Origin of the sequence: Sphingobium chungbukense, from assembly GCF_001005725.1 — a bacterium.
GTDB classification, from domain to species: domain Bacteria; phylum Pseudomonadota; class Alphaproteobacteria; order Sphingomonadales; family Sphingomonadaceae; genus Sphingobium; species Sphingobium chungbukense.
This window is the reverse complement of sequence record NZ_LBIC01000001.1, coordinates 436,196-458,597: the sequence shown is the minus strand read 5'-3', so window position 1 is coordinate 458,597 and position 22,402 is coordinate 436,196. Positions and strand designations below refer to the sequence as shown.

The window sequence follows — 22,402 nt, the reverse complement described above, 5'->3', positions numbered from 1 at the left end:
GCGCATGAGGCTTTCGAGTTTCGCAGATTATGCCGTGGTGCTGATGTCCGCCGCCGCCCGCCATTGCGGTGCGGCGAAGATGAATGCGACCACCCTGTCGGCGGAAACCGGCATCCCCCTGCCCACCGCACAGAAGCTGGTGAGCCGCCTGTCCGCCGCCGGCCTGCTCGAATCGAGCCGGGGAACCGGGGGTGGCGTCCGCCTCAGCCGTCCGCCCGCAACGATTACGCTGGCCGATGTGGTGGAGGCGGTGGAAGGCCCCATCGCCATGACGGCCTGCACCGAAATGGGCGCGCATGACTGCTCGCTGGAGCAGGAATGCCGCGTGCGCCCGCATATGAATGTCGCGAACAACGCGATCCGGCAGGCGCTCGCGGGCGTCACCATCGCTAGTCTTACCCGAGAAATGGCATGACCGAAGAAGCTACGACTGTCCGTAATCTCGAAGCGCATGAGGCCGCCGAGCGTGCCTCCACCTACGAGCATGGCTGGTCCTCCGCCATCGAGCAGGACTTCGCGCCCAAGGGCCTGAACGAGGACACGGTCCGCTTCATTTCGGCCAAGAAGAAGGAGCCGGAATGGCTGCTCGAATGGCGGCTGAAGGCCTTCGCCATGTGGCAGAAGATGGAAGCGCCGGAGTGGGCCAAGCTCAACATCCCGCCGATCGACTATCAGGACGCCTATTATTATGCCGAGCCGAAGAAGAAGGCGGAGCTGAATTCGCTGGATGAGGTCGATCCGGAGATATTGGCGACCTATCAGAAGCTGGGCATTCCCATTGCCGAGCAGGAAGTGCTGGCCGGGGTGAAGGGCAGCCGCAAGGTCGCGGTCGATGCGGTGTTCGACAGCGTCTCGGTCGCCACCACCTTCCGCAAGGAGCTGGAGGAAGCGGGCGTCATCTTCCGCTCCATCAGCGAGGCGGTGCGCGAATATCCCGATCTGGTGAAGAAGTGGCTGGGCAAGGTCGTGCCGATGCACGACAATTATTTCGCCACCTTGAACTGCGCGGTCTTTTCCGACGGCACCTTCGTCTACATCCCCAAGGGCGTGCGCTGCCCGATGGAACTCAGCACCTATTTCCGCATCAATGCGGAGAATACTGGGCAGTTCGAACGCACGCTGATCGTCGCGGACGAGGGGTCTTACGTCTCCTATCTCGAAGGCTGCACCGCGCCGATGCGCGACGAGAACCAGCTTCACGCCGCAGTGGTCGAGCTGGTCGCGCTGGACGATGCGGAGATCAAGTACAGCACCGTCCAGAACTGGTATCCGGGCGATGAGAACGGCAAGGGCGGCATCTATAATTTCGTGACCAAGCGCGCGCTCTGCCAAGGCCGCAACAGCAAGGTCAGTTGGACCCAGGTCGAAACCGGCTCCGCCATCACCTGGAAATATCCCAGCTGCGTGCTGAACGGCGAGAACAGCGTGGGCGAGTTCTATTCGGTGGCGCTGACCAACAATCTGCAACAGGCCGACACCGGCACCAAGATGATCCATAATGGCAAGGGGTCGCGCTCGACCATCGTGTCCAAGGGGATCTCGGCGGGGCGCAGCAACAACACCTATCGCGGGCTGGTGCGCGTGGCGCCCGGCGCGGAGGGCGTGCGCAACTTCACCCAGTGCGACAGCCTGTTGCTGGGCGACCAGTGCGGCGCGCACACCGTCCCCTATATCGAGGTGCGCAACCCAAGCGCGCAGATCGAGCATGAAGCGACCACCAGCAAGATCAGCGACGACCAGCTTTTCTACGCGACGCAGCGCGGACTGGATCAGGAGGCGGCGGTCAGCCTGATCGTCAACGGCTTTGCCCGCGAAGTGCTGCAACAGCTCCCGATGGAGTTCGCCGTCGAGGCGCAGAAGCTGCTCGGCATTTCACTGGAAGGAAGCGTCGGTTGATCGACAGGGGCCAACCCTTGAACTCCCCTCCCCTTCAGGGGAGGGGCCGGGGGTGGGGGCTGTCCGTGCGGCAGCTTGCGACGATGCGGCAGCGCGCCAGCGCCATGCGCCTTGAACCAACCGAACCGGAAAAACGGCTGTGGCGGGTGCTGTCGGGTGCAAAGCTAGGCGGTCACAAGTTCCGGCGGCAGGCCGTTATTGGCGCGAACATTGCGGATTTCCTCTGCCCGCAAAAGGCGCTGGTCGTGGAGATTGACGGCGATACCCATGCCGATGGATCGGATGCTATGCGTGCTCGGAGGCTGGTGGACCTTGGCTATCAGGTCGTCCGTTTTACCAATCATGATGTGATGACGAATTTGGAAGGCGTGTGCGAACGGTTGCTGGCGGTCTTGAACGCCGCGCCGGATCGCTGGCACAGCCCCCACCCCAACCCCTCCCCTGAAGGGGAGGGGCTTAATGAGGATGAAGTGACTTGAGCGACGAAGACGATATTCAAGATGCCCTTGCCGATTTCGCGGAGGATGTCGGCAATGGCCAGGCATGGACCGCCGCGATTCGCATTCTGACGGAAGATTATGAGCTGGAAGAGGGCGAACTTGCAGCCCGCGCCGCCAAGGATTTCGGTGACCTCGACGCCTATCAGGCCGAATGCCGCGAGGCGTTGGACAAGGGCGACGCCGCCTTCACCGAGAAGCTGAAATCCGACAAGGCCTTCCACAAGGCCAAGGCGCCCAATCTCGCCCGGATGGGGCCTGTGACCGAATTCGTGACCGGCATATTGGAAAAGGGTGCACCCGAACCCTGCGCCGACTGGTGGCCCTATATGCCGATCAAGCGCCATATCGACACGCTGTTCCCTGCGCCGGGCGATGTGCGGGACATGGCCTTCTGGACCGCGCGGACGCTCCAGCGCGCGCATAAGGGTTGAAGCATGCTGACCATCGACAATCTCACCAACGCAATCGACGGCAAGGCGATCCTGAAGGGCCTGTCGCTCTCCATCAAGGCGGGCGAGATCCACGCGATCATGGGTCCCAACGGCGCGGGCAAGTCGACGCTGGCCTATACGCTGGGCGGCCGCCCCGGCTATGAAGTCACCGGAGGCGAAGCCTCTTTCAACGGTGTGAACTTGTTCAGCTTGGAGCCGCATGAGCGCGCCGCCGCAGGCCTGTTCCTCGGCTTCCAATATCCGGTCGAAATCCCCGGGGTCTCCAACCTGCAATTCCTGCGCGAGAGCCTGAACAGCCAGCGCAAGGCGCGCGGAGAAGAACCGCTGTCGGGCGGCGAGTTCATCAAGCTCGCCAAGGAGAAAGCGGGTTTGCTGGGTCTCGACATGGAGATGCTGAAGCGCCCGGTGAACGTCGGCTTTTCCGGCGGCGAGAAGAAGCGCGCCGAAATGGTGCAGATGGGCATCCTCGACCCCAGGCTGGCGATCCTGGACGAGACCGATTCCGGCCTCGACATCGACGCGCTCAAGATCGTGGGCGCGGGCATCAACGCCATCATGCGCAAGCCCGACAAGGCGGTGCTGCTCATCACCCACTATCAGCGCCTGCTCGACTATGTGAAGCCGGACTTCGTGCATGTTCTCGCCGCTGGCCGGATCGTGAAATCGGGCGGTCCCGAACTGGCGCTGGAGCTGGAGCGCGAGGGCTATGCCGATGTGGTCGGGGCGGAGGTGGTTGCGGCGTGACCACGCTCACCCTTCCCACGCGCCCCTTGCCCACACGAAGGGCTGAAGAATGGCGCTACAGCGATCTCGACGCGCTGGCGACCATCTGGCCGACGCCCGCGCCGACGCGCATCGATGTCGCCGCCGGGGAAAGCGCGCGCCATCATCTGTTGCAGGACGCGGCCGACGGCGCTGCGGCGGTGCATGATTATGCGATCAGCATCGCGGATGGCGCACGCTGCGATTTCCACCTCCTCAACATCGGCGGCAAATTCGGCCGTGTGACCTTCGACGTCACGCTGGGCAAGGGCGCACATTTCGAATTGAACGGCGCGATCATCGGCGGCGGCGATCAGGTGCTGGAGATCATCACCGCCGTCACCCATGCGCAGCCGGATGCCACCAGCGGCCAGACGATCCGCTCGATCCTGGGTCAGCATGCCACCGGCAGCTATCTTGGCTCGATCAACGTGGCGCGCGACGCGCAGCGCACCGACGCCTTCCAGTCGGTCAAGGCGATGCTGCTCGACCGCACCGCCACGGCCAATGCGAAGCCTGAGCTGGAAATCTACGCCGACGACGTGAAATGCGCCCATGGCGCGACCGTGGGCGAACTCGACAAGCAGGCGCTGTTCTACATGGCCAGCCGCGGCATGGACCCGGCAATGGCCAAGACATTGCTGCTCAAGGCCTTCGTGGCAGGTGTGTTCGATGATGTGGCGGACGAAGCGGTCAAGGACCGACTCGAAGCCGCAGCGCTTGCCAAGCTGGAGACGCTGGTATGACCGTCAACGCCTTCGACCGGCTCGACCTGCGCCATGACTTTCCGGGTGTGGGTGACTGGCACTATCTCGACAGCGCCGCCACCGCGCAGAAGCCGAACGCCGTGATCGACGCCATCGCCCGCGCTTACGGCCCGGATTATGCGACGGTCCATCGCGGCGTCTATGAGCGCTCGGCCAACATGACGCTCGCCTATGAGGCTGCCCGCCGCAAGGTAGCGAGCTTCATCGGCGCGGCGTCGGACGGCGAGATCGTCTATGTCCGCGGCGCGACCGAAGGCATCAACCTCGTCGCGCAAAGCTGGGCAGGCTCGCAGTTGAAGGCAGGCGACCGCATCCTGCTCTCGATGCTGGAGCATCACAGCAATATCGTTCCCTGGCAGATCGTGGCCGAAAAAGTCGGGGCGCAGATCGACGTCGTGCCGCTGACGGCGGACGGCAAGATCGATCTCGACGCCATGCAGGCGATGATCACGCCCGCGCACAAGATGGTCGCGCTGGCCCATGTGTCGAACGTGCTCGGCAGCGTGCTCGACGTCCGCCGCGCCGCCGACATTGCGCATGGCGTCGGCGCGAGGATATTGATCGACGGTTGCCAGGCGGTGCCTCGCCTGGCTGTCGATGTGCAGGCGCTGGACTGCGATTTCTACGTCTTTTCCGCGCACAAGCTCTACGGCCCGACCGGCATCGGCGCGCTGTGGGGCCGCAAGGAACTGCTCGACGCCATGCCGCCCTATCAGGGCGGCGGGTCGATGATCGACAAGGTGACGTTCGAAAAGACCACTTACGCCCCCGCACCGACCCGGTTCGAGGCGGGGACGCCGCATATCACCGGCGTCGTCGGCCTGTCGGCGGCGATCGACTATGTGCAGGCGATCGGCCTCGACGCGATCCATGCCCATGAATGCGCGCTGGTCGGCAAGGCCCGCGCCGCGTTGCAAAGCCTCAATAGCGCGCGTGTCTTCGGACCGGAGGACAGCGCGGGAATCCTCTCCTTCGAGGTCGAGGGGGTTCATCCGCATGATGTCGGCACCATATTGGACGAAACGGGTGTCGCCATAAGGGCGGGGCATCATTGCGCGCAGCCGCTGATGCGCCATCTGGGCGTAGAGGCGACGGCGCGGGCCAGCTTCGGCATCTACAGCGACGACAGCGATGTCGATGCGCTGGTCTTGGGGCTTGAAAGAGTGAGGAAAATCTTCGGATGACCGAGGAACGGAAGATATTGGTGGAAGAGGTCGAGACGGTGGAAACCCCGCCCAAGGCGCGGGTCGAGGATGAAACGCGTCAGCGGGATTATCTCGACGGTTTCCTTGCCCAGAAGCCGGCGGAAGCGCCCAAGGGCGAACCGGGCGGCAGCCTCTATGACGCGATCATCGATGCGCTCAAGGAAATCTACGATCCCGAAATCCCGGTCAATATCTATGATCTCGGCCTCGTCTACGGCGTCGACGTGACGCAGGACGGCCATGCCGTCGTCACCATGACGCTGACCACGCCGCACTGCCCGGTGGCCGAATCCATGCCGGGCGAAGTCGAACTGCGCGTCGGCGCCGTGCCGGGCGTTGGCGATGCGCAGGTGAACCTCGTCTGGGACCCCCCATGGGACCCGCAGAAGATGTCGGACGAGGCCAAGCTCGAACTGGGAATGCTATGATGACCCCACCTCCCAACGGCGAGACGAAAATCCGCGCCCGCCCCGCCGCCATCATCCTGACGCCCGCCGCGGAGCAGCGCATCGCGGACCTGCTGGCCGATGCCCCCGAAGGCACGGTCGGCGTCAAGCTGTCGACCCCGCGCCGGGGCTGTTCGGGCCTTGCCTATTCGGTCGACTATGTGAGCGAGGAAGCCAAGTTCGACGAGAAGATCGAGACTCCTGGCGGCACCTTCTACATCGACGGCGCCTCGGTACTCTATCTTGTCGGCTCGACCATGGACTGGGTGGAGGACGATTTCACCGCCGGCTTCGTCTTCAACAACCCCAATGCCAAGGGTAGCTGCGGCTGCGGCGAGAGCTTCACGGTCTGAGCGACGCTGCCATGCCCCATATGCTGATACTGGGGCTGGGCTATACCACATCGCGCCTCGCCACCCGCCTGCGCGCAGACGGCTGGCATATCACCGGGGTCCGCCGGACCGCCGATGCCGAAGCACTCGCCTTCGATGACGAAGGCGCCGTTCGCGCCGCCATGGCACGGGCCAGCCACATTCTGTCCTCCGTCCCGCCCCAGGGCGACGCCGATCCCGTCCTGGCCCGCTATGGCCCCGACATCGCCTTAGCTCCCGCCATCTGGACAGGCTATCTCTCTTCCACCGGCGTCTATGGCGACGCGGCAGGGGCATGGGTCGACGAATCCAGCCCGGTCGGCTTCGGCCGCCGCGCCGCCCGCACACGGGCCGACGCGGATTGGGGTGCCCTCCGTCCCGACATGCGCCGCTTCCGCCTGCCCGGTATCTACGGCCCCGGCCGCTCGGCATTCGATCGCGTCAGGGAAGGGCGCGCGCATCGCATCGACCTGCCTGACCAGGTGTTCAGCCGCGCCCATGTCGACGACATCGTCGCGGGGGTGATCGCCTCGATCCATGCCGGGCCGCCGGGCATCTACAATCTGTCCGATGACCTGCCCTGTGCCCAGAACTGGTTGATCGAAGCAGCCTGCGAACTGCTTGGCCAACCCGTCCCGCCCCTGCTGACGCTGGAAGAGGCGCAACTGTCTCCGACGGCGCAATCCTTCTACGCGGAAAACCGCCGCGTCGCGAACGGCCGGGCCAAGCGCCTGCTGGGCTGGTCGCCACGCTATCCGACCTATCGCGAAGGCCTTGCCGCCTGTCTGTGAATCGCCCCGTCGCAAAGCGTCCGCATCCCTAACGCCTTCTTAACCATCCCGGCCCGATGGAAGAGCTGTCACCACGCAAGGACAGGATCATGGACCGTTTCGACAACGCCTTCACCGCCCTCGGCCAGCGCATCAACGGCCTGTCCATGCCGGAACGCACGGCCCCGGCTCCGGTCCCGCTGACCAGCCTGATCGACAGGGTGAATGCGGCCAAGCGCCTCTACCAGCCGGGCGTCCGCCGTTAAGCCGCTTTCGTCCGTAACGCGACCACCATTCCGGCAATCGCCAGCAGCGCGCCGACACCGGCCAATGTCGTCCAGCGATAGCCCTCCACCAACGTGGAGATCAGCATCGCGATCACCGGGATCAGCACGCTGGTATAGGCCGCGCGTCCCGCGCCCATGCGCTGGATCAGCCGGAAGTACAGCGGGAAGGTGATGACCGATCCCGCCAGCCCCAGCCAGCCTATCCCCAATATATAGCCCAGCCGCGCCTCGAAGGCCGGCGGTCCGGTCGTTACCCACGCAAACAGTGCATCCAGGCCCGATCCGATCAGCATCGCCCAGGCCAGCACCGCCACCATCGGCAGCCGCCGCGCAATCTCCATGCCCTGCATGACATTGGCCGCCGATGCGCTCAGCAACCCGCCAACCGAGAGCGCTGCGCCCAGCAACACCATGTCGGGCCGCACGCTCGCGGCACGATATTCATGGGCGAGCATCAGGGCTATGCCCGTCACCGCGACCACCGATCCCAGCACGAAGGCCCGGCTCACCGGTTGGCGGTGGAAGAGGAAGGCCAGGATGCTGTTGGGGATCAGCAGCATCGCATAGACCACCGCGACCACGCCCGATGTCAGATAATGCTCCGCGCGATAGACGAAGTTGAAGTTCATCACGAACTGCGCCACGCCCAGCAAGGCAGCAAAGACCATCCCCCTGCCGCCGATGCGGAGCGATACGCCGCGCGCCCTGGCAAAGGCCGCCATCGCCACGCCGCCCAGCAGGAAGCGGTAGCAGACCGACCAGCTTGCCGGCACGCTGCCCAACTGGTCGCGGATCACGATCCAGGTCGAACTCCAGATCAGGGTGACGAGGATGAAAGGCCATATGATGCCGCCTTTGCCTTCCGTCACGCGCTCAGCGTCCCCAGGGCATCGGCCAGCGGCTTCACGCTGGCGGCATCGTGCGACCAGTTGGTGACGAGGCGTGCCGCGCCCTCGCCCCAATCGTAAAAATCGAAACCCTGTGCTCGCAGCGCGGCAGCCTCCTGCGCCGTCAGCCGGATGAACAGTTCATTCGCCTCGACCGGGTACATCAGCCGTCCCGCCGCGCCTGCCGCCAAAGCCTGCGCCGCCGCGTTGGCCGCCTCCGCATTGCGCAGCCAGAGATCGCCCTCGACCATCGCCAGCAACTGCGCGGCGAGATAGCGGCCCTTGGAAAAGAGATGCCCGCCCCGCTTGCGCCAGCGCGCCGCCTCGGCCGCCCGTGCCTGCGCCCGGTCCCCGAAGAAGAGGAGTGCCTCCCCGATCATCCCGCCATTTTTGACGCAGCCGAAGGAAAGGACGTCGACCCCCGCCCGCCAGGTCACATCGCCCGGATGGCAACCCAGATGCGCGACCGCATTGGCGAAACGCGCCCCATCCATGTGGAAGCCAAGCCCATATTCGCGCGCCACGGCACCCAGCGCCGCCACCTCATCGGGCGTATAGGCCAATCCATATTCGGTCGCCTGCGTGATGCTGATCGCCCGCGCCGGCACCTGATGCACATCGGGACGGATTGCTTTCAGCCGTTCCGTCACGATATCCGGCGACAGCTTCGCGCCCGCGCCGGGCAGCGCCATCAGGCTTGCGCCATGGGTATAGAAGCCCGGCGCACCACATTCATCGACGACGATATGGGCCTCTTCATGGCACAGCACCCCGCCATAGGGCGGGCAGAGGCAGGCCAGCGCGATGCTGTTCGCCGCCGTGCCACTTGCGATCCAAAGCGCCTCGACCGGTGTCTCGAACAGATCGGAGAAGACGCCGTTCAGCCGTGCGCTCCAAATGTCGCCGTCATAGCCGTGGTCGGCTCGGTCGGCGGCCGCCATGGCCGCCATGACGTCCGGGCAGACCGGCGTCGCATTATCGGAAAAAAAGTGCATGCGGCATGGAATAGCCGCGCCGCGTTGCAGCGCCAAGATGCCACCGTGGAAGGAGCGGCCATAGGCCATATTATGGGTCAGTAATATTGACCGATTGTTTCATGCTGCCATCTGTGACATAGGCGGCCCGTCCAACCAAAGGAGTTTCACGTCATGGACGTCCAGCAGACATCGCGCTTCACCGTCACCCGCAGCAGCAAGGCTGTATCGGCTGACCAGCGCGTAGCTTCGCTGGCGGACCCCGGTTTCGGGAAGCTCTTCACCGACCATATGGTCACGATTCGCTACACCGATGGGCAGGGCTGGCATAGCCATGCCGTCGGCCCGCGCGAACCGTTCCAGCTCGATCCCGCCTGTGCGGTTCTGCATTATGCGCAGGAAATCTTCGAAGGGATGAAGGCATATCGGCTGGAAGACGGCAGCATCGCCATGTTCCGGCCGGAGGAAAATGCGCGCCGCTTCGCCGAGTCGGCCGAGCGGATGGCAATGCCGGTCCTGCCGGAGGATGTGTTCCTGGAAGCGGTCGAAGAATTGGTGAAGATCGACGCCGATTGGATTCCGGGCGGCGAGGGCAGCCTGTACCTGCGCCCCTTCATGTTCGCGAGCGAGACCTTCCTGGGCGTGCGCCCGGCGAACGAATATATCTTCTGCGTCATCGCATCGCCTGCCGGTGCCTATTTCAAGGGCGGCAAGAAAGCGGTCACGCTCTGGGTGTCGGACCATTTCACCCGCGCGGCGCGTGGCGGTACGGGGGCGGCCAAATGCGGGGGCAACTATGCTGCATCGCTCGTCGCGCAGGCCGAAGCCAGCAAGCATGGCTGCGATCAGGTCGTCTTCCTTGATGCCGCCGAGAATAAGTGGGTCGAGGAACTGGGCGGCATGAACGTCTTCTTCGTGATGGATGACGGCTCGATCGTGACGCCCCCGCTGGGCGGCACGATCCTGCCCGGCATCACCCGCAACAGCATCATTTCGCTCGCCCGTGCCAAGGGGCATGAGGTGCGCGAGGAACCCTACAGCTTCGCGCAGTGGCGCGCCGACGCCGCCAGCGGCAATCTGCGCGAGGCCTTCGCCTGCGGCACCGCGGCGGTCGTGACCGCCATCGGCATGGTGAAGAGCGTCGATGGCGATTTCACCATCGGCAATGGCGATGGCGGCATCGTCACCGAGACGCTGCGCGCGGAACTCACCGGCATCCAGCGCGGCACTGTGGCCGACCCGGCGAACTGGGTTCGCAAGCTGTAGCGCCCGATATGGAATGAAGTGCTCCTGCCCGCGCAGGAGCGCGGCATTTCTTGCGGAAATTGCCGCCCTTTCCAAACTTCTCGGACCAGCCTAGAACCGCCCCCATGCAACGCTTCGACGTCGTCATATTGGGCGGTGGCCTTGTCGGCCTGACCCTTGGCATCGCGCTTTCCGGCCATGGCGTTCGCTGCGCCGTGATCGATCCGGCCGATCCGGTGGATACCACCGCTGTGGGCTTCGACGGCCGGGTTTCGGCGATCAGCTCGACCAGCTATGCCATGCTTTCGGCCATCGGCGTGGCCGAACATCTCCATGGTAAGGGCTGCCCGATCGACCGTATCTGGGTGAGCGACGGGCTGGAGCCGGGGGCGCTCGACTTCGCGCCGGATGCGGACGACGGCGTGATGGGGATCATGTTCCCCAATCGCACCCTGCGCGTCGCCCTCGCGCAGACGGCTGGACAGGCCGAAAATCTCACCCGCTTCCAGCCCGACCGTGCCCTCCATGTCGACCGCAACGCCGATGGCGTGACGCTGGCGCTGGCGAGCGGCGAGACCATCCACGGCGCTCTGCTGGTCGCGGCGGAGGGCCGCAACAGCCCGACCCGGGAAGCGGCAGGTATCAACACCACCCGCTGGAATTACAAGCATGTCGCGATGGTCACCGCCATCGACCATGAAGTGCCGCACGCGAACACGGCTTACGAGATTTTCTATCCCGGCGGCCCCTTCGCGTTGCTGCCGATGCTGCCGGGTACGCGTTCCGCCATCGTCTGGACGGTTCCGACGGACCAGGCGCCCGCAATGCTCAAGCTTTCCGAACGCGGCTGGCTGGCCGAAGCGCAGAAGCGCATGGGTGGCTTTCTGGGCGAGATTGCGATGGCCGGGCCGCGTTCCAGCTATCCGCTGGGTTTCCACCATGCCGCGCGCATCACCGACACCCGCCTCGCGCTGGTGGGGGACAGCGCCCATGCCATTCACCCGATCGCCGGACAGGGCCTCAACCTCGGCTTCCGCGATGTCGCCGCGCTGGTCGAGGTGCTGGTCGAAGGGATGCGCCTCGGCCTCGATCCGGGCGATGCGCAATTGCTCGCACGCTATCAGCGCTGGCGCGGGCTGGACGCGATGATGACCAGCGTGGCGATGGACGGCCTGGTCCGGCTGTTCGACATACCGGGCCGCATTCCTTCGCTCGTCCGGCGTGCGGGGTTGGCGGCAGTTCAGCGCACGTCGCTGCTCAAGAACCGCTTCATGGCCGAAGCACGGGGGCAATCGGGTGCGCTTCCCCGGCTGCTGACAGGCGAGATGGTGTAAACGGACCGAACATCAAGCCTGCCGTGCTCCTGCGCGGTCAGGAGTCCAACTGTCCAATTCAAATCATCCGCCGCAGCGCATCGTCCTTCAGAATGAAATGATGGCGCAGTGCTGCGAGGATATGGACGACGATCAGTGTCGCCCAGACGAAGCCCCCAATCTCGTGGGTTTCGCCAGAAATCCCGACGATCGCATCCCCCTTGGACACTGTGAACTTCGGTACGTCGAACAGGAAGAACCAGGTGAGCGGCCGGTCGCCGGAAGAGGACATGATCCATCCGGTCAGCGGTACGATCAGCATGAATGCGTAGAAGGCGAAATGCGTGGCATGCGCCGCGCCCTTCTCCCAACGCGGCATGGCGGCGGGCAGGGGCGGCGCCTTATGAGTGAACCGCCACACTATGCGCAGGATCGTCAGCGCCAACACCGTCAGTCCGACCGACTTGTGGACTGGCATCACCTTCCAGTCCCTGGGCAGCGCCTCATGCGCGAAACCCAGGAAGAGGTTGAAGAGGATGAGGATCGCGATGATCCAGTGCAGCGCGCGGGCAACGGAACCGTAGCGATCCATCCAATACTCCTTCAGTTGCTATCCCTGACGATTGGCGACCAGATTATCCACCACGGACGGATCGGCAAGTGTGCTTGTGTCCCCCAGAGCCTGCGCGGACACTTCGCCTTCCGCGATCTTGCGCAGGATGCGGCGCATGATCTTGCCCGACCGGGTCTTGGGCAGGCCCGGCGCGAACTGGATGACGTCGGGCGTGGCGATCGGGCCGATTTCGGTCCGCACCCAGGCGATCAGGGCTTTGCGCAGTTCCTCGGTCGGTTCCTCGCCGCTGTTCAGCGTCACATAGGCGTAGATGCCCTGCCCCTTGATGTCGTGCGGCATGCCGACGACCGCGGCTTCGGCCACGCTCTCATGCAGCACCAGCGCGCTTTCGACCTCGGCCGTGCCCATGCGGTGGCCCGACACATTGATGACGTCGTCGACGCGCCCCGTGATCCAGTAATAGCCGTCCGCATCGCGCCGCGCGCCGTCGCCGGTCGTATATTTGCCGGGGAAGGTGGTGAAATAGGTCTGGAAGAAGCGCTCATGATCGCCCCAGACGGTGCGCATCTGCCCCGGCCAGCTCTGCGCGATGACCAGATTGCCCTCGGCCGCGCCCTCCAGTACCTTGCCCTCCGAATCCACGATCTGCGGCACCACGCCGGGCATGGGGAAGGTGGCGGAGCCGGGCTTGAGATCGGTCGCGCCCGGCATCGGCGCGATCATCGCCGCGCCCGTCTCGGTCTGCCACCAGGTATCGATGATCGGGCAGCGGTCCTCGCCCACGACATGATGATACCAGCGCCAGGCCTCCGGATTGATCGGCTCGCCCACTGTGCCCAGCAGGCGCAGCGACCGGCGGCTGGTGCGTGCCACGAAATCGTCGCCCTCCTTCATCAGCGCGCGCAGCGCGGTCGGCGCGGTGAAGATGGTCTGCACTTGATGCCGGTCGACCACTTCCCAGATGCGCGCCGGGGTCGGGTAATTGGGTACGCCCTCATACATCAGCGTGGTCGCGCCGTTCGCCAGCGGGCCATAGACGATATAGCTGTGCCCCGTGACCCAGCCGATATCGGCCGCACACCAATAGATGTCGCCCGGACGGTAGTCGAAGCACAGCTCATGCGTCAGGCTGGCCCAGAGCAGATAGCCGCCGGTGGTGTGCAACACGCCCTTGGGCTTTCCCGTGGAACCCGAAGTGTAGAGGATGAACAGCGGATCCTCCGCATTCATCGGTTCCGCCGGGCAATCGGCGGAAACCTTGGCCGCTTCCTCGTGCAACCAAAGATCCCGGCCTTCGGCCATGTCGACCGCGCCGCCGGTCGCCTTGACCACGACGACCTTGCGGACGCTGGTGCATTCCTGGAGCGCGGCGTCGACATTGGCCTTGAGCGGCACGGTCTTCCCCGCGCGACGGCCTTCATCGGCGGTGATCACCAGCGTCGAATCGCAGTCGATGATACGGCCCGCCAGCGCCTCGGGCGAAAAGCCGCCGAACACGACGCTGTGGATCGCGCCGATCCGCGCACAGGCGAGCAGGGCGAAGGCCGCCTCCGGGATCATCGGCATATAGACGGTGATGCGGTCGCCCTTCTTCGCGCCCGCGCCCTTCAGCACGTTGGCGAAGCGGCAGACCTGTTCATGGACGTGCGCATAGCTGTAGCGGCGCGGCTCTTCCTCGGGCGAATCCGGTTCCCAGATGATCGCGGTCTGATCGCCACGGTCCGCCAGATGCCGGTCGATGCAGTTGGCGCTGACGTTGAGTATGCCGTCGGCGAACCATTTCACGCCGAAGTCGCTTTCCGCAAAGCTGCTCTCGTTGGTCAGGCTGGGGAATTTCACCCAATCCAGCCGCTTCGCCCGCTCCAGCCAGTAGGCGTCCGAATCCCCGATCGACCGTGCATAGTCCGCCGCGCGCCCTTCCCGGTCCAGCAGCGCCGAGGCTGCCCATTCATCAGGAACCGAGAAAAAATCGTCAGACATCCAGCATCCTTTCCTTTGCGAAATACCGCTTTGGCGCCGATTCTAGAGGCAGACCTCGGCGACCGGAAGTCCGGATCGTTGCTGCCGCGCCAAAGTTTCTCTCCATATCGCCGCGCAATTCAGCGGAGCCTTGCCATTTGCCGCTTTTCGCACGCGTCCGCTCGGCCTAACAGGAAGGGAATATGTGGCAACTTTTCCAATTTCCGCTCTGTCCCTTTTCGCGCAAGGTCCGCCTGCTGCTCGGCGAGAAGGGCGTTGGCTACGACTTGGTGCGCGAATCGCCATGGGAAGCGCGCGACGAATTTCTCGATCTCAATCCCGCCGGCACGACCCCGGTGATGGTGGATGAGGAAAAGGGCATCACCCTGATCGACAGCCAGGCGATCTGCGAATATTTCGAGGAGACGGTGGAAAAATTCCCGCTGATCTCGGGCACGGCCGCGGGCAGGGCGGAAGTGCGGCGGCTGACCGCCTTCTTCGACCAGAATTTCTACGGCGATGTCGTCGGTCCGCTGCTGCATGAGCGGATGAAGAAGCGCCTGATCGAGCGCGCCCCGCCGGACGCCCGTGTCCTGCGTGAAGCGATGAAGCGGGCCAATGTCCATATGGACTATATGGACTATCTGCTCGATCACCGGAGCTGGATGGCGGGAGCCACGCTCAGTCTGGCCGATATCGCGGCGGCGGCGCATCTGTCGGTCGCCGACTATCTCGGCGGCATCGACTGGGCCGGGCATGAAACGGTGAAGCGCTGGTATGCCGGCTTCAAGTCGCGCCCGTCTTTCCGGCCGCTGCTGTCGGAGCGGATGGAGGTCATCACGCCCCCGCCGCACTATGAAAAACCCGATTTTTGACGTCGATTCCTTCCCGTTCGGAAGGGCAGGGTGATCAATCCGCCTCCGCTGCCAGATAGACTCGGTTGCGGCCATGTTCCTTGGCCAGATACAGTGCCCGGTCCGCGGCCTTCAGCGCAGCGCGAGGGTCGTCATAGGCCAGCACATTGGAAACTCCGGCGGAAAAGCTCACTCGCTCCATCCGTTCGCCATTGGATCGGTTGACCAGGCTGCGGGTGGCGAGATCCTCCCGAACGCCGTCCACCGCCTCGCAGGCCTCGGGCGCGGTCTTGCCACGGAACAGCATGACGAATTCCTCGCCGCCATGGCGGGCGACATGGCACTGGTCGTTGCTGATCTTGGCCAGCAGCCCCGCCACGAATTTCAGTACGCGGTCGCCCGTGTCATGGCCGTGGGTGTCGTTGATCACCTTGAAATGGTCGATGTCGCAAAACGCGACGGCCAGTGCCTGTCCCTGTTCCTGCGCCAGCTTCAATTCGTCGCGCAACACGGTTTCGAAGGCGCGGCGATTGGGCAGGCCGGTCAGATGGTCGTGCTCGGCGGCCCGGCGCGCGCTGTCGAGATTGGACTTGAGCAACTGCGTCTGTTTCTGATTGTCGCGGAGCTGGTTCTCGACCTGCCGCGTCTTTTCCACCATGGACCGGGTGAGCGCCACCAGCCGTGCGAGGATCGGCTGGCTATCGGCACCGGCGGACAGCCCCTTGACCTCTTCCTGCAAGGCCGCGCCGTAGTCCTTGGCCGAATTGCGCGATTCTGTCATAAGGCCAGTGAACTGGGCCAGATTTTCCTCGACCTTGTCGAGCATGGTCCCCAGCGCTTCAGGTGTGATCTCATCGGCGCGCTGTTCGGCGGCGACATTTTCGATCCACCCGTTGGTGATCTTGCCGCGCTCGGCCAGCACCGCCTTCACCGCCTTTTCGACCCCGATATGGGTGCCGGTCAGATAATCATGGGCGACCCCGAAATTGAGCGGTGTCAGGTCCAGATCATGGGCAAACAGGAAATCGCCGATATCTTCGTACAGCTTGCGCCGCCGGGTGATCTCCCGGCTGGACGGGCTGCCTGAACGGGCGCGCTGCGGCATTTCCGGCGGCTCCTCAGCCTCCTCATGATCGGCCTTTCCCGAAAGGCCACGGGCCCAGCGGGCGAGACGATCGGTCAAGCCGTGCTGCGCATTGGCGGTGGATGATGATGCCCCAGTCATGGCCATCAATACGACCGCGGCCAAACAAGGTTAAGACATCGCCAGCGAAAAAGCGTAAATGGTTGGATTGGCGGATTTATATGTCCGCTCCGATCAGCCAGTCACGGAAAATCCTCACCGCCCGGGTCTGCAAGGCGCGGGGGCGGCATACGAAATAATAGCGATAGGGGCTTTCCACCCGGGTTTCCGGGAACAGCCGGACCAGCCGCGAATCCTGGGCCTCATTATAATGGCCGGCGTGCATGACCGCTATGCCCAGGCCTTGGGCGGCCGCCTCCAGCATCAATTGGCCGGAATCATAATTGTCGATCGCCTGCGGTTGCAGATCGGTCAGGCCGACCGCCTCCTTCCATGCGTCGAAGGCCAGGCCCATGTCGCGGTGGAGCAGCACGGTATGATGGGCGATTTCCTGCGGCGATGTCAGCGCCTGCGGCGAATCCTGGAGCGCCTTGCGCCCGATCAGATAGACCTCGTCCTGATCCAGCTCATGGGCATAGAGCGCCGGGTCGATATCCTTGGCCAGCACGATCGCCGCGTCCAGTCCTTCGCCCAGTCGCGCCACCGCATAGGGTGTGGTTTCGATGTCGATATGCAGCTGCGGATGGCGCTGGCGCAGTTCGCCCAGATGCGGGAAGAGCCGTTGTGTCGCGAACAGCGGCATCACCGCCAGCCGCAACCGCAACTGGTTGCCGCCGCTCTGGATATTCTCCAACGCCTGGTTCAACGAATCGAGCGCCGGGGCGATATCGTCCAGCAGCCTCTGTCCGTCGGCATTGATTTCCAGCGCCTGATGCTTCCGGTCGAACAGCGGGCGCCCGATGAACCGCTCCAGGGCCTGCACCCGGCGGCTCAATGCCGGAGTCGACAACGCAAGCTCCTCCGCAGCGGCCTTGACCGAGCCAAGGCGCGCGACCTGCACAAAGGCCTCCAGGGCCGTAAGGGGCGGCAATCTACGCATAAATCGTCAATTTCATCCGGCCGATCCGCTGCGACGCATCATTATACTTCTCGAACGACGCGCGACCCGGCTCCCAAGCATCCTCATTCCCAAACTTCAGGCCACTGAGCAGGAAAAAAGGGCGGTTGGCAAGATGCAAAAAATGCAACTCCTCGATTCTTTTCGCACTTGCGAAAATACATCCCGCACTGCACATAGGAAAGGCCTTTCAGGCATCCTCTCCTATAAACTTTCCGGGCTGGCCTTTGGGCTGGCCCTTTTTTTATTCGTTCGGAGCCATGACGCGCCCCCTTTTGCTCCGCTATGACGTTTCCTATCTCGTTACGCAGTGACAAGAATGGGGATGGCGAGTGGCTGAGGAAGAAAGCGCGGGACGCAGGATTCAGGTGGCCAATGCACGGCCGGAAGATGCGGGGCGCGGCCTTGCGCGACTTCCTCTGGCAGTGATGGCTGAGCTTCATCTGGCCGAAGGCGATGTGATCGAGATTGCGGGGAAGCGTGCGACACCCGCCCGCGTCGTGCGTCCCTATAAGGAAGATGAGGGGCTGGACGTCCTTCGCCTCGACGGGCTTCAACGCGCCAATGCCGGGGTTGGTTCGGGCGATTTCGTGCAGATTCGGAAGGTCGAGCCAAGGCCCGCCCAAAGGGTCGTGTTCGCTCCTGCACAAAATAATTTGCGGTTGCAGGGCAACCCCGAAGCCCTGAAACGCGTCTTCTTTCAACGTCCGCTGGCATCGGGCGATGTCGTCGCGACGGCGGGGCAGCAACAGGTCCCGCCCGGCGACATGCCGCCGCATCTGCGCCAGATGCTGGCGGCGCCGGCCTATGCCTTGCAGGAAATTCGATTGGTGGTGGTGTCGACGGTGCCCAAGGGGCTCGTCCATATCGACGCCGATACGGAGGTGGAGCTGCGCGCGGAATATGAGGAACCGCGCGAATCCCGTCGGGCCGACGTCACCTATGACGATGTCGGCGGCATGGCGGAGGCGATCGATCAGTTGCGTGAGATGGTGGAACTGCCGCTCCGCTATCCCGAATTGTTCGAGCGGCTGGGGGTTGATCCGCCGAAGGGGGTTCTGTTGCACGGCCCGCCGGGCACCGGCAAGACCCGGCTTGCCCGTGCCGTTGCCAATGAGTCGGAAGCTGAATTCTTCCTGATCAACGGGCCGGAGATCATGGGATCAGCCTATGGGGAATCGGAAAAGCAGCTTCGCGAGATTTTCGAGGCGGCGGCCAAGGCCGCGCCGTCGATCCTGTTCATCGATGAGATCGACTCGATCGCGCCCAAACGCGGCAATGTGACCGGTGAGACCGAAAAGCGCCTCGTCGCCCAGTTGCTCACGCTGATGGACGGGCTGGAACCGCGCACCAACCTGGTCGTCATCGCCGCGACCAACCGGCCCGAGGCGATCGATGAGGCGCTGCGCCGCCCCGGACGTTTCGACCGCGAAATCATCGTCGGCGTTCCCGACGAGCGCGGGAGGCGCGAGATATTGGGTATCCACACCCGTGGCATGCCGCTGGGCGACAAGGTGGACCTTAGCGAGCTTGCGCGTATGACCTATGGCTTTGTCGGCGCCGATCTCGCGGCGCTGACCCGTGAAGCGGCGATCGAGACGGTCCGCCGCTTCATGCCGCGCCTCAATCTGGAGGAAGGAACGATCCCGTCCGACGTGCTGGAGGAACTCTCCGTCTCGCGGGAGGACTTCATGGCCGCGATCAAGCGAGTCCAGCCGTCCGCCATGCGGGAGGTGATGGTACAGGCGCCGAATATCGGTTGGGCCGACATTGGCGGTCTGGACGATGCGCAGATGCGTCTCAAGGAAGGGGTGGAACTGCCGCTCAAGGACCCGGATGCCTTCCGCCGCATCGGTATCCGCCCGGCCAAGGGGTTCCTGCTCTACGGTCCGCCCGGCACCGGCAAGACCTTGCTGGCGAAGGCGGTCGCGCGGGAGGCGCAGGCCAATTTCATCGCCACGAAATCGTCCGACCTGCTGAGCAAATGGTATGGGGAGAGCGAGCAGCAGATCGCCCGCCTCTTCGCCCGTGCGCGGCAGGTGGCGCCGACCGTCATCTTCATAGACGAACTGGACAGCCTGGTTCCGGCGCGCGGCGGCGGCCTGGGCGAACCGCAGGTGACGGAGCGGGTGGTGAACACCATCCTCGCCGAAATGGACGGGTTGGAGGAACTGCAATCGGTCGTCGTCATCGGCGCCACCAACCGGCCGACGCTGATCGATCCGGCGCTGTTGCGGCCGGGCCGGTTCGACGAGCTGATCTATGTCCCCGTGCCCGATCAGGCCGGGCGCAAGCGGATCCTGTCCATCCATACGGGCAAGATGCCGCTTGCCGATGATGTCGATCTCGACCTGCTGGCCGAAAGGACCGAGCGCTTCACGGGCGCCGATCTTGAGGATCTGGTCCGCCGTGCGGGCCTGATCGCGCTGCGCCAGTCGCTCTCTGTCGACAAGGTGACGCAGGCCCATTTCGAAGCGGCGCTGGAGGATACCCGCGCCTCCGTCACGCCCGAAATGGAACGCGAATATGAGCAGATCCAGGCCACGCTCAAGCAGAGCGTGATGCAGGTGGATCCGATCGGTTTCGTCGCCCCCGGCATGTTGCGCCCCCGCGCCGGCAAGGCTTGACCGAAGGCGGGGGAAGAGTGTCCTTCTCCCGCCTTGCTCCCCGCAAAATGCCGCGACCCTCCCTTCCCTCCGGCGCGAAGGCGCTTGCAAGGCCGCGGGATTTTTGCGAGTCGGGCGTATGAAGGCAATCAGGCGAGAATTAATGGCCTCCATTCCCTTGAAGAAAAAGCATCTGGTCCAGCGCTCCAATTTCCTGGCTCAATGGGGGATGTTCTTCAAACAGTTCGTCAAGCATCCGGGCATGATCGGGTCGGTCATCCCATCGTCCGCGTCGCTGGTGGATGCGATGCTGGCCGATGTGGATTGGGCGCATACGCGGCTGTTCGTCGAATATGGCCCAGGCGTGGGCACCTTCACGCAGACCATCCTCGACCGGATGCATCCGGATGCGATCCTGCTGGCGATCGACCTCAACCTCGATTTCGTCGCGTTCCTGGAAGCGCAAATCGACGATCCTCGCCTGCGCGTGGTGCATGGGTCGGCTGCCGACGTGCGCCGTTTCATCCGGGAGGCGGGGCATCGGCAGGCGGACTTCATCCTGTCCGGCATTCCTTTTTCGACCCTGCCCGCCGGGGTGGGCGAGGCCATCTGTGCCGAAACGCGTTCCGTGCTGAGGCCGGACGGCGCTTTCCTGGTCTATCAATATTCCGCCTATATGCGCCGCCTGCTGTCCGCGCAGTTCGAGGAGATTCACGAGCGGGTGGAATGGCGCAACATCCCGCCCTGTCGCATGTTCACCGCCACGAAGCGGGAAATGCTGGCGCAGGCGGCCTGATCGTTACGCGTTCCATTTGCATTTCGCTGATTTTCCGCAGGGAATTTTTGGCCTTTGACACGCATATACCCCATTCAGGGTATGCGGGCGTCGAGCCTGCTCGCTAACCGCTGAAGAAGTGGCAGTTCTACTGTCCGCTGGCGGCCGGGTCATTTTGCGACCCATGGCCCGGTCGTCAGTTCGATGCCTGTTTGCCGCAACCGATGGTTTCGCATTGGCGTGCTTTCATGATAAGGCCCCGCGAAACACGGCGAGAATATCATGAACGACCTGACCCAGACCCCTGAAATGCTGATCGCGACCATGGGCGCCCGTGCCCGTGCGGCGGCGGCGGCACTGGCATCGGCCGGCGACGCGCAGAAGATCGACGCGCTGCGCCGCGCCGCGCAAGCGCTGCGGGATCAGTCGCCGCAGATCATCGCCGCCAATGCCCGCGACATGGAAAATGCCGCGGCCAACGGCCTGTCCCCCGCTCTGCTCGACCGGCTGCGGCTGGACGAGGACCGTATACTCGCGACGGCGGCGGGCGTGGATCAGGTGGCGACCCTCGTCAATCCGCTGGGCAGCGTGATCGACCGGCAGGTCCGCCCCAATGGCATGGAGCTTTCCCGCGTGCGCGTGCCGTTGGGCGTGATCGGCATCATCTATGAAAGCCGCCCCAATGTGACCGCCGATGCGGCCGCGCTGTGCCTGCGCGCCGGCAACGCAGTGATCCTGCGTGGCGGCAGCGAGGCGAAGGAAAGCAACCGCGCCATCCACGCCGCCATGGCGGAGGGCATTGCCGCCGCCGGCCTGTCCGCCGATGCGGTGCAACTGGTCCCCACCACAGACCGCGCGGCCGTGGGCGCGCTGTTGAAAGCGGCCGAATTCATCGACCTCATCGTCCCGCGCGGGGGCAAGAGCCTGGTCGCTCGCGTGCAGGAGGAGGCGCGTGTACCCGTGCTCGCCCATCTCGACGGTATCAACCACAGCTATGTCGACGGTGCCGCCGATCCGGACATGGCCCAGAAGCTGGTGGTGAACGCCAAGATGCGACGCACCGGTATTTGCGGCTCGACCGAAACGGTGCTGATCGACAAGGCGTTCGGGGCGGCGCCCGCCATCGTGAGGGCACTGCTCGACGCCAAATGCGAGGTGCGTGGCGATGACGCGGTGCAGGCGATGGACGACCGGGTGATCGCAGCGTCCGAAGAGGACTGGGACACCGAATATCTCGATGCCATCGTGTCGATCCGGCTGGTCGATGGGCTGGACGAGGCGCTGGCTCATATCGCTGCCCATGCCAGCCATCATACCGACGCGATCATCACCGAAGACGCCGACCGCGCGGAGCGTTTCCTGAACGCGGTCGACAGCGCCATCGTGATGTGGAACGCCTCCACCCAGTTCGCCGATGGTGGCGAATTCGGTCTGGGCGCGGAAATCGGCATTTCCACGGGGCGCCTCCATGCCCGCGGGCCGGTCGCGCTGGAAGGCCTTACCACCTATAAATGGCTGGTACGCGGAACGGGGCAGACGCGGCCGTAATTCGCTAATC

At 64.2% G+C, this 22,402-nt stretch carries 23 protein-coding genes; 17 read left to right on the top strand and 6 right to left on the bottom strand.

Features of this window, described 5'->3' with window-relative positions; translation table 11 throughout:
• Positions 1 to 4: 4 nt before the first annotated feature.
• From YP76_RS02285 to YP76_RS28105, 11 genes are all read left to right on the top strand, one after another.
• Positions 5 to 415 carry an RrF2 family transcriptional regulator gene (locus YP76_RS02285; protein ID WP_046761980.1) on the top strand — a complete coding sequence of 137 codons (411 nt, stop codon included), beginning with the start codon at positions 5 to 7 and terminating at the stop codon, positions 413 to 415.
• Positions 412 to 1,896 carry a Fe-S cluster assembly protein SufB gene (gene sufB / locus YP76_RS02280; RefSeq protein WP_046761979.1) on the top strand — a complete coding sequence of 495 codons (1,485 nt, stop codon included), beginning with the start codon at positions 412 to 414 and terminating at the stop codon, positions 1,894 to 1,896. Before YP76_RS02285 ends, sufB begins: the two co-directional genes overlap by 4 nt.
• An 83-nt stretch (positions 1,897 to 1,979) precedes the next feature.
• Complete coding sequence (locus YP76_RS02275) at positions 1,980 to 2,375, top strand: endonuclease domain-containing protein (RefSeq protein ID WP_084733044.1); 396 nt, start codon at positions 1,980 to 1,982, stop codon at positions 2,373 to 2,375.
• Positions 2,372 to 2,827 (top strand): hypothetical protein, encoded by a 456-nt coding sequence (locus YP76_RS02270; protein WP_046761978.1) that lies wholly within the window; start codon positions 2,372 to 2,374, stop codon positions 2,825 to 2,827. The genes YP76_RS02275 and YP76_RS02270 overlap by 4 nt, the downstream gene beginning before the upstream one ends.
• A gap of 3 nt (positions 2,828 to 2,830) precedes the next feature.
• Positions 2,831 to 3,592: a Fe-S cluster assembly ATPase SufC gene (sufC, locus tag YP76_RS02265; protein WP_046761977.1), complete on the top strand. Its 762-nt coding sequence runs from the start codon at positions 2,831 to 2,833 to the stop codon at positions 3,590 to 3,592.
• The gene (locus tag YP76_RS02260) at positions 3,589 to 4,356 is read left to right on the top strand and encodes a SufD family Fe-S cluster assembly protein (protein ID WP_046761976.1); all 768 of its coding nucleotides are present in this window, start codon (positions 3,589 to 3,591) and stop codon (positions 4,354 to 4,356) included. Before sufC ends, YP76_RS02260 begins: the two co-directional genes overlap by 4 nt.
• Entirely contained in the window at positions 4,353 to 5,561 is a 1,209-nt protein-coding gene (locus YP76_RS02255) for a cysteine desulfurase (RefSeq protein ID WP_046761975.1), read from the top strand. The genes YP76_RS02260 and YP76_RS02255 overlap by 4 nt, the downstream gene beginning before the upstream one ends.
• Positions 5,558 to 6,010: an SUF system Fe-S cluster assembly protein gene (locus YP76_RS02250; protein WP_046761974.1), complete on the top strand. Its 453-nt coding sequence runs from the start codon at positions 5,558 to 5,560 to the stop codon at positions 6,008 to 6,010. Before YP76_RS02255 ends, YP76_RS02250 begins: the two co-directional genes overlap by 4 nt.
• Positions 6,010 to 6,381 (top strand): HesB/IscA family protein, encoded by a 372-nt coding sequence (locus tag YP76_RS02245; protein WP_046761973.1) that lies wholly within the window; start codon positions 6,010 to 6,012, stop codon positions 6,379 to 6,381. Before YP76_RS02250 ends, YP76_RS02245 begins: the two co-directional genes overlap by 1 nt.
• Positions 6,382 to 6,392: 11 nt before the next feature.
• Complete coding sequence (locus YP76_RS02240; protein ID WP_046761972.1) at positions 6,393 to 7,190, top strand: Rossmann-fold NAD(P)-binding domain-containing protein; 798 nt, start codon at positions 6,393 to 6,395, stop codon at positions 7,188 to 7,190.
• Between the two features lie 89 nt (positions 7,191 to 7,279).
• Positions 7,280 to 7,435 carry a hypothetical protein gene (locus YP76_RS28105; protein ID WP_198147409.1) on the top strand — a complete coding sequence of 52 codons (156 nt, stop codon included), beginning with the start codon at positions 7,280 to 7,282 and terminating at the stop codon, positions 7,433 to 7,435.
• On the opposite strand, the gene YP76_RS02235 is transcribed toward YP76_RS28105, so the two are convergent.
• The gene (locus tag YP76_RS02235; RefSeq protein ID WP_046761971.1) at positions 7,432 to 8,325 is read right to left on the bottom strand and encodes a DMT family transporter; all 894 of its coding nucleotides are present in this window, start codon (positions 8,323 to 8,325) and stop codon (positions 7,432 to 7,434) included. The genes YP76_RS28105 and YP76_RS02235 overlap by 4 nt on opposite strands.
• Positions 8,322 to 9,338 carry a threonine aldolase family protein gene (locus YP76_RS02230; RefSeq protein WP_046762576.1) on the bottom strand — a complete coding sequence of 339 codons (1,017 nt, stop codon included), beginning with the start codon at positions 9,336 to 9,338 and terminating at the stop codon, positions 8,322 to 8,324. Before YP76_RS02230 ends, YP76_RS02235 begins: the two co-directional genes overlap by 4 nt.
• A 153-nt stretch (positions 9,339 to 9,491) precedes the next feature.
• On the opposite strand from YP76_RS02230, the gene YP76_RS02225 reads away from it, so the two are divergent.
• Positions 9,492 to 10,583: a branched-chain amino acid aminotransferase gene (locus YP76_RS02225; RefSeq protein ID WP_046761970.1), complete on the top strand. Its 1,092-nt coding sequence runs from the start codon at positions 9,492 to 9,494 to the stop codon at positions 10,581 to 10,583.
• 104 nt (positions 10,584 to 10,687) lie between these two features.
• Positions 10,688 to 11,896, top strand: a complete 1,209-nt coding sequence (locus YP76_RS02220; protein WP_046761969.1) for an FAD-dependent monooxygenase — start codon at positions 10,688 to 10,690, stop codon at positions 11,894 to 11,896.
• Positions 11,897 to 11,954: 58 nt separating this feature from the next.
• On the opposite strand, the gene YP76_RS02215 is transcribed toward YP76_RS02220, so the two are convergent.
• Complete coding sequence (locus YP76_RS02215) at positions 11,955 to 12,467, bottom strand: cytochrome b (protein WP_046761968.1); 513 nt, start codon at positions 12,465 to 12,467, stop codon at positions 11,955 to 11,957.
• Positions 12,468 to 12,485: 18 nt separating this feature from the next.
• The gene (gene acs, locus YP76_RS02210) at positions 12,486 to 14,429 is read right to left on the bottom strand and encodes an acetate--CoA ligase (protein WP_046761967.1); all 1,944 of its coding nucleotides are present in this window, start codon (positions 14,427 to 14,429) and stop codon (positions 12,486 to 12,488) included.
• Positions 14,430 to 14,611: 182 nt separating this feature from the next.
• On the opposite strand from acs, the gene YP76_RS02205 reads away from it, so the two are divergent.
• A complete protein-coding gene (locus YP76_RS02205; protein WP_046761966.1) occupies positions 14,612 to 15,283 on the top strand; it encodes a glutathione S-transferase family protein in 672 nt (223 codons plus the stop codon).
• A gap of 34 nt (positions 15,284 to 15,317) precedes the next feature.
• Here YP76_RS02205 and YP76_RS02200 read toward each other — a convergent pair whose 3' ends face one another.
• Together YP76_RS02200 and YP76_RS02195 are read right to left on the bottom strand one after the other, a co-directional pair.
• The gene (locus YP76_RS02200) at positions 15,318 to 16,487 is read right to left on the bottom strand and encodes a GGDEF domain-containing protein (protein ID WP_046762575.1); all 1,170 of its coding nucleotides are present in this window, start codon (positions 16,485 to 16,487) and stop codon (positions 15,318 to 15,320) included.
• A gap of 76 nt (positions 16,488 to 16,563) precedes the next feature.
• A complete protein-coding gene (locus YP76_RS02195) occupies positions 16,564 to 17,445 on the bottom strand; it encodes a LysR substrate-binding domain-containing protein (RefSeq protein WP_046761965.1) in 882 nt (293 codons plus the stop codon).
• 350 nt (positions 17,446 to 17,795) lie between these two features.
• Here YP76_RS02195 and YP76_RS02185 point away from each other — a divergent pair, with 350 nt between their 5' ends.
• From YP76_RS02185 to YP76_RS02175, 3 genes are all read left to right on the top strand, one after another.
• Positions 17,796 to 20,090, top strand: coding sequence for a CDC48 family AAA ATPase (locus YP76_RS02185; RefSeq protein WP_084732999.1), 2,295 nt, complete (start codon positions 17,796 to 17,798; stop codon positions 20,088 to 20,090).
• A gap of 142 nt (positions 20,091 to 20,232) precedes the next feature.
• Positions 20,233 to 20,865, top strand: coding sequence for a class I SAM-dependent methyltransferase (locus YP76_RS02180; RefSeq protein WP_046761963.1), 633 nt, complete (start codon positions 20,233 to 20,235; stop codon positions 20,863 to 20,865).
• A gap of 261 nt (positions 20,866 to 21,126) precedes the next feature.
• Positions 21,127 to 22,392: a glutamate-5-semialdehyde dehydrogenase gene (locus tag YP76_RS02175; protein ID WP_046761962.1), complete on the top strand. Its 1,266-nt coding sequence runs from the start codon at positions 21,127 to 21,129 to the stop codon at positions 22,390 to 22,392.
• Positions 22,393 to 22,402 lie beyond the last annotated feature (10 nt).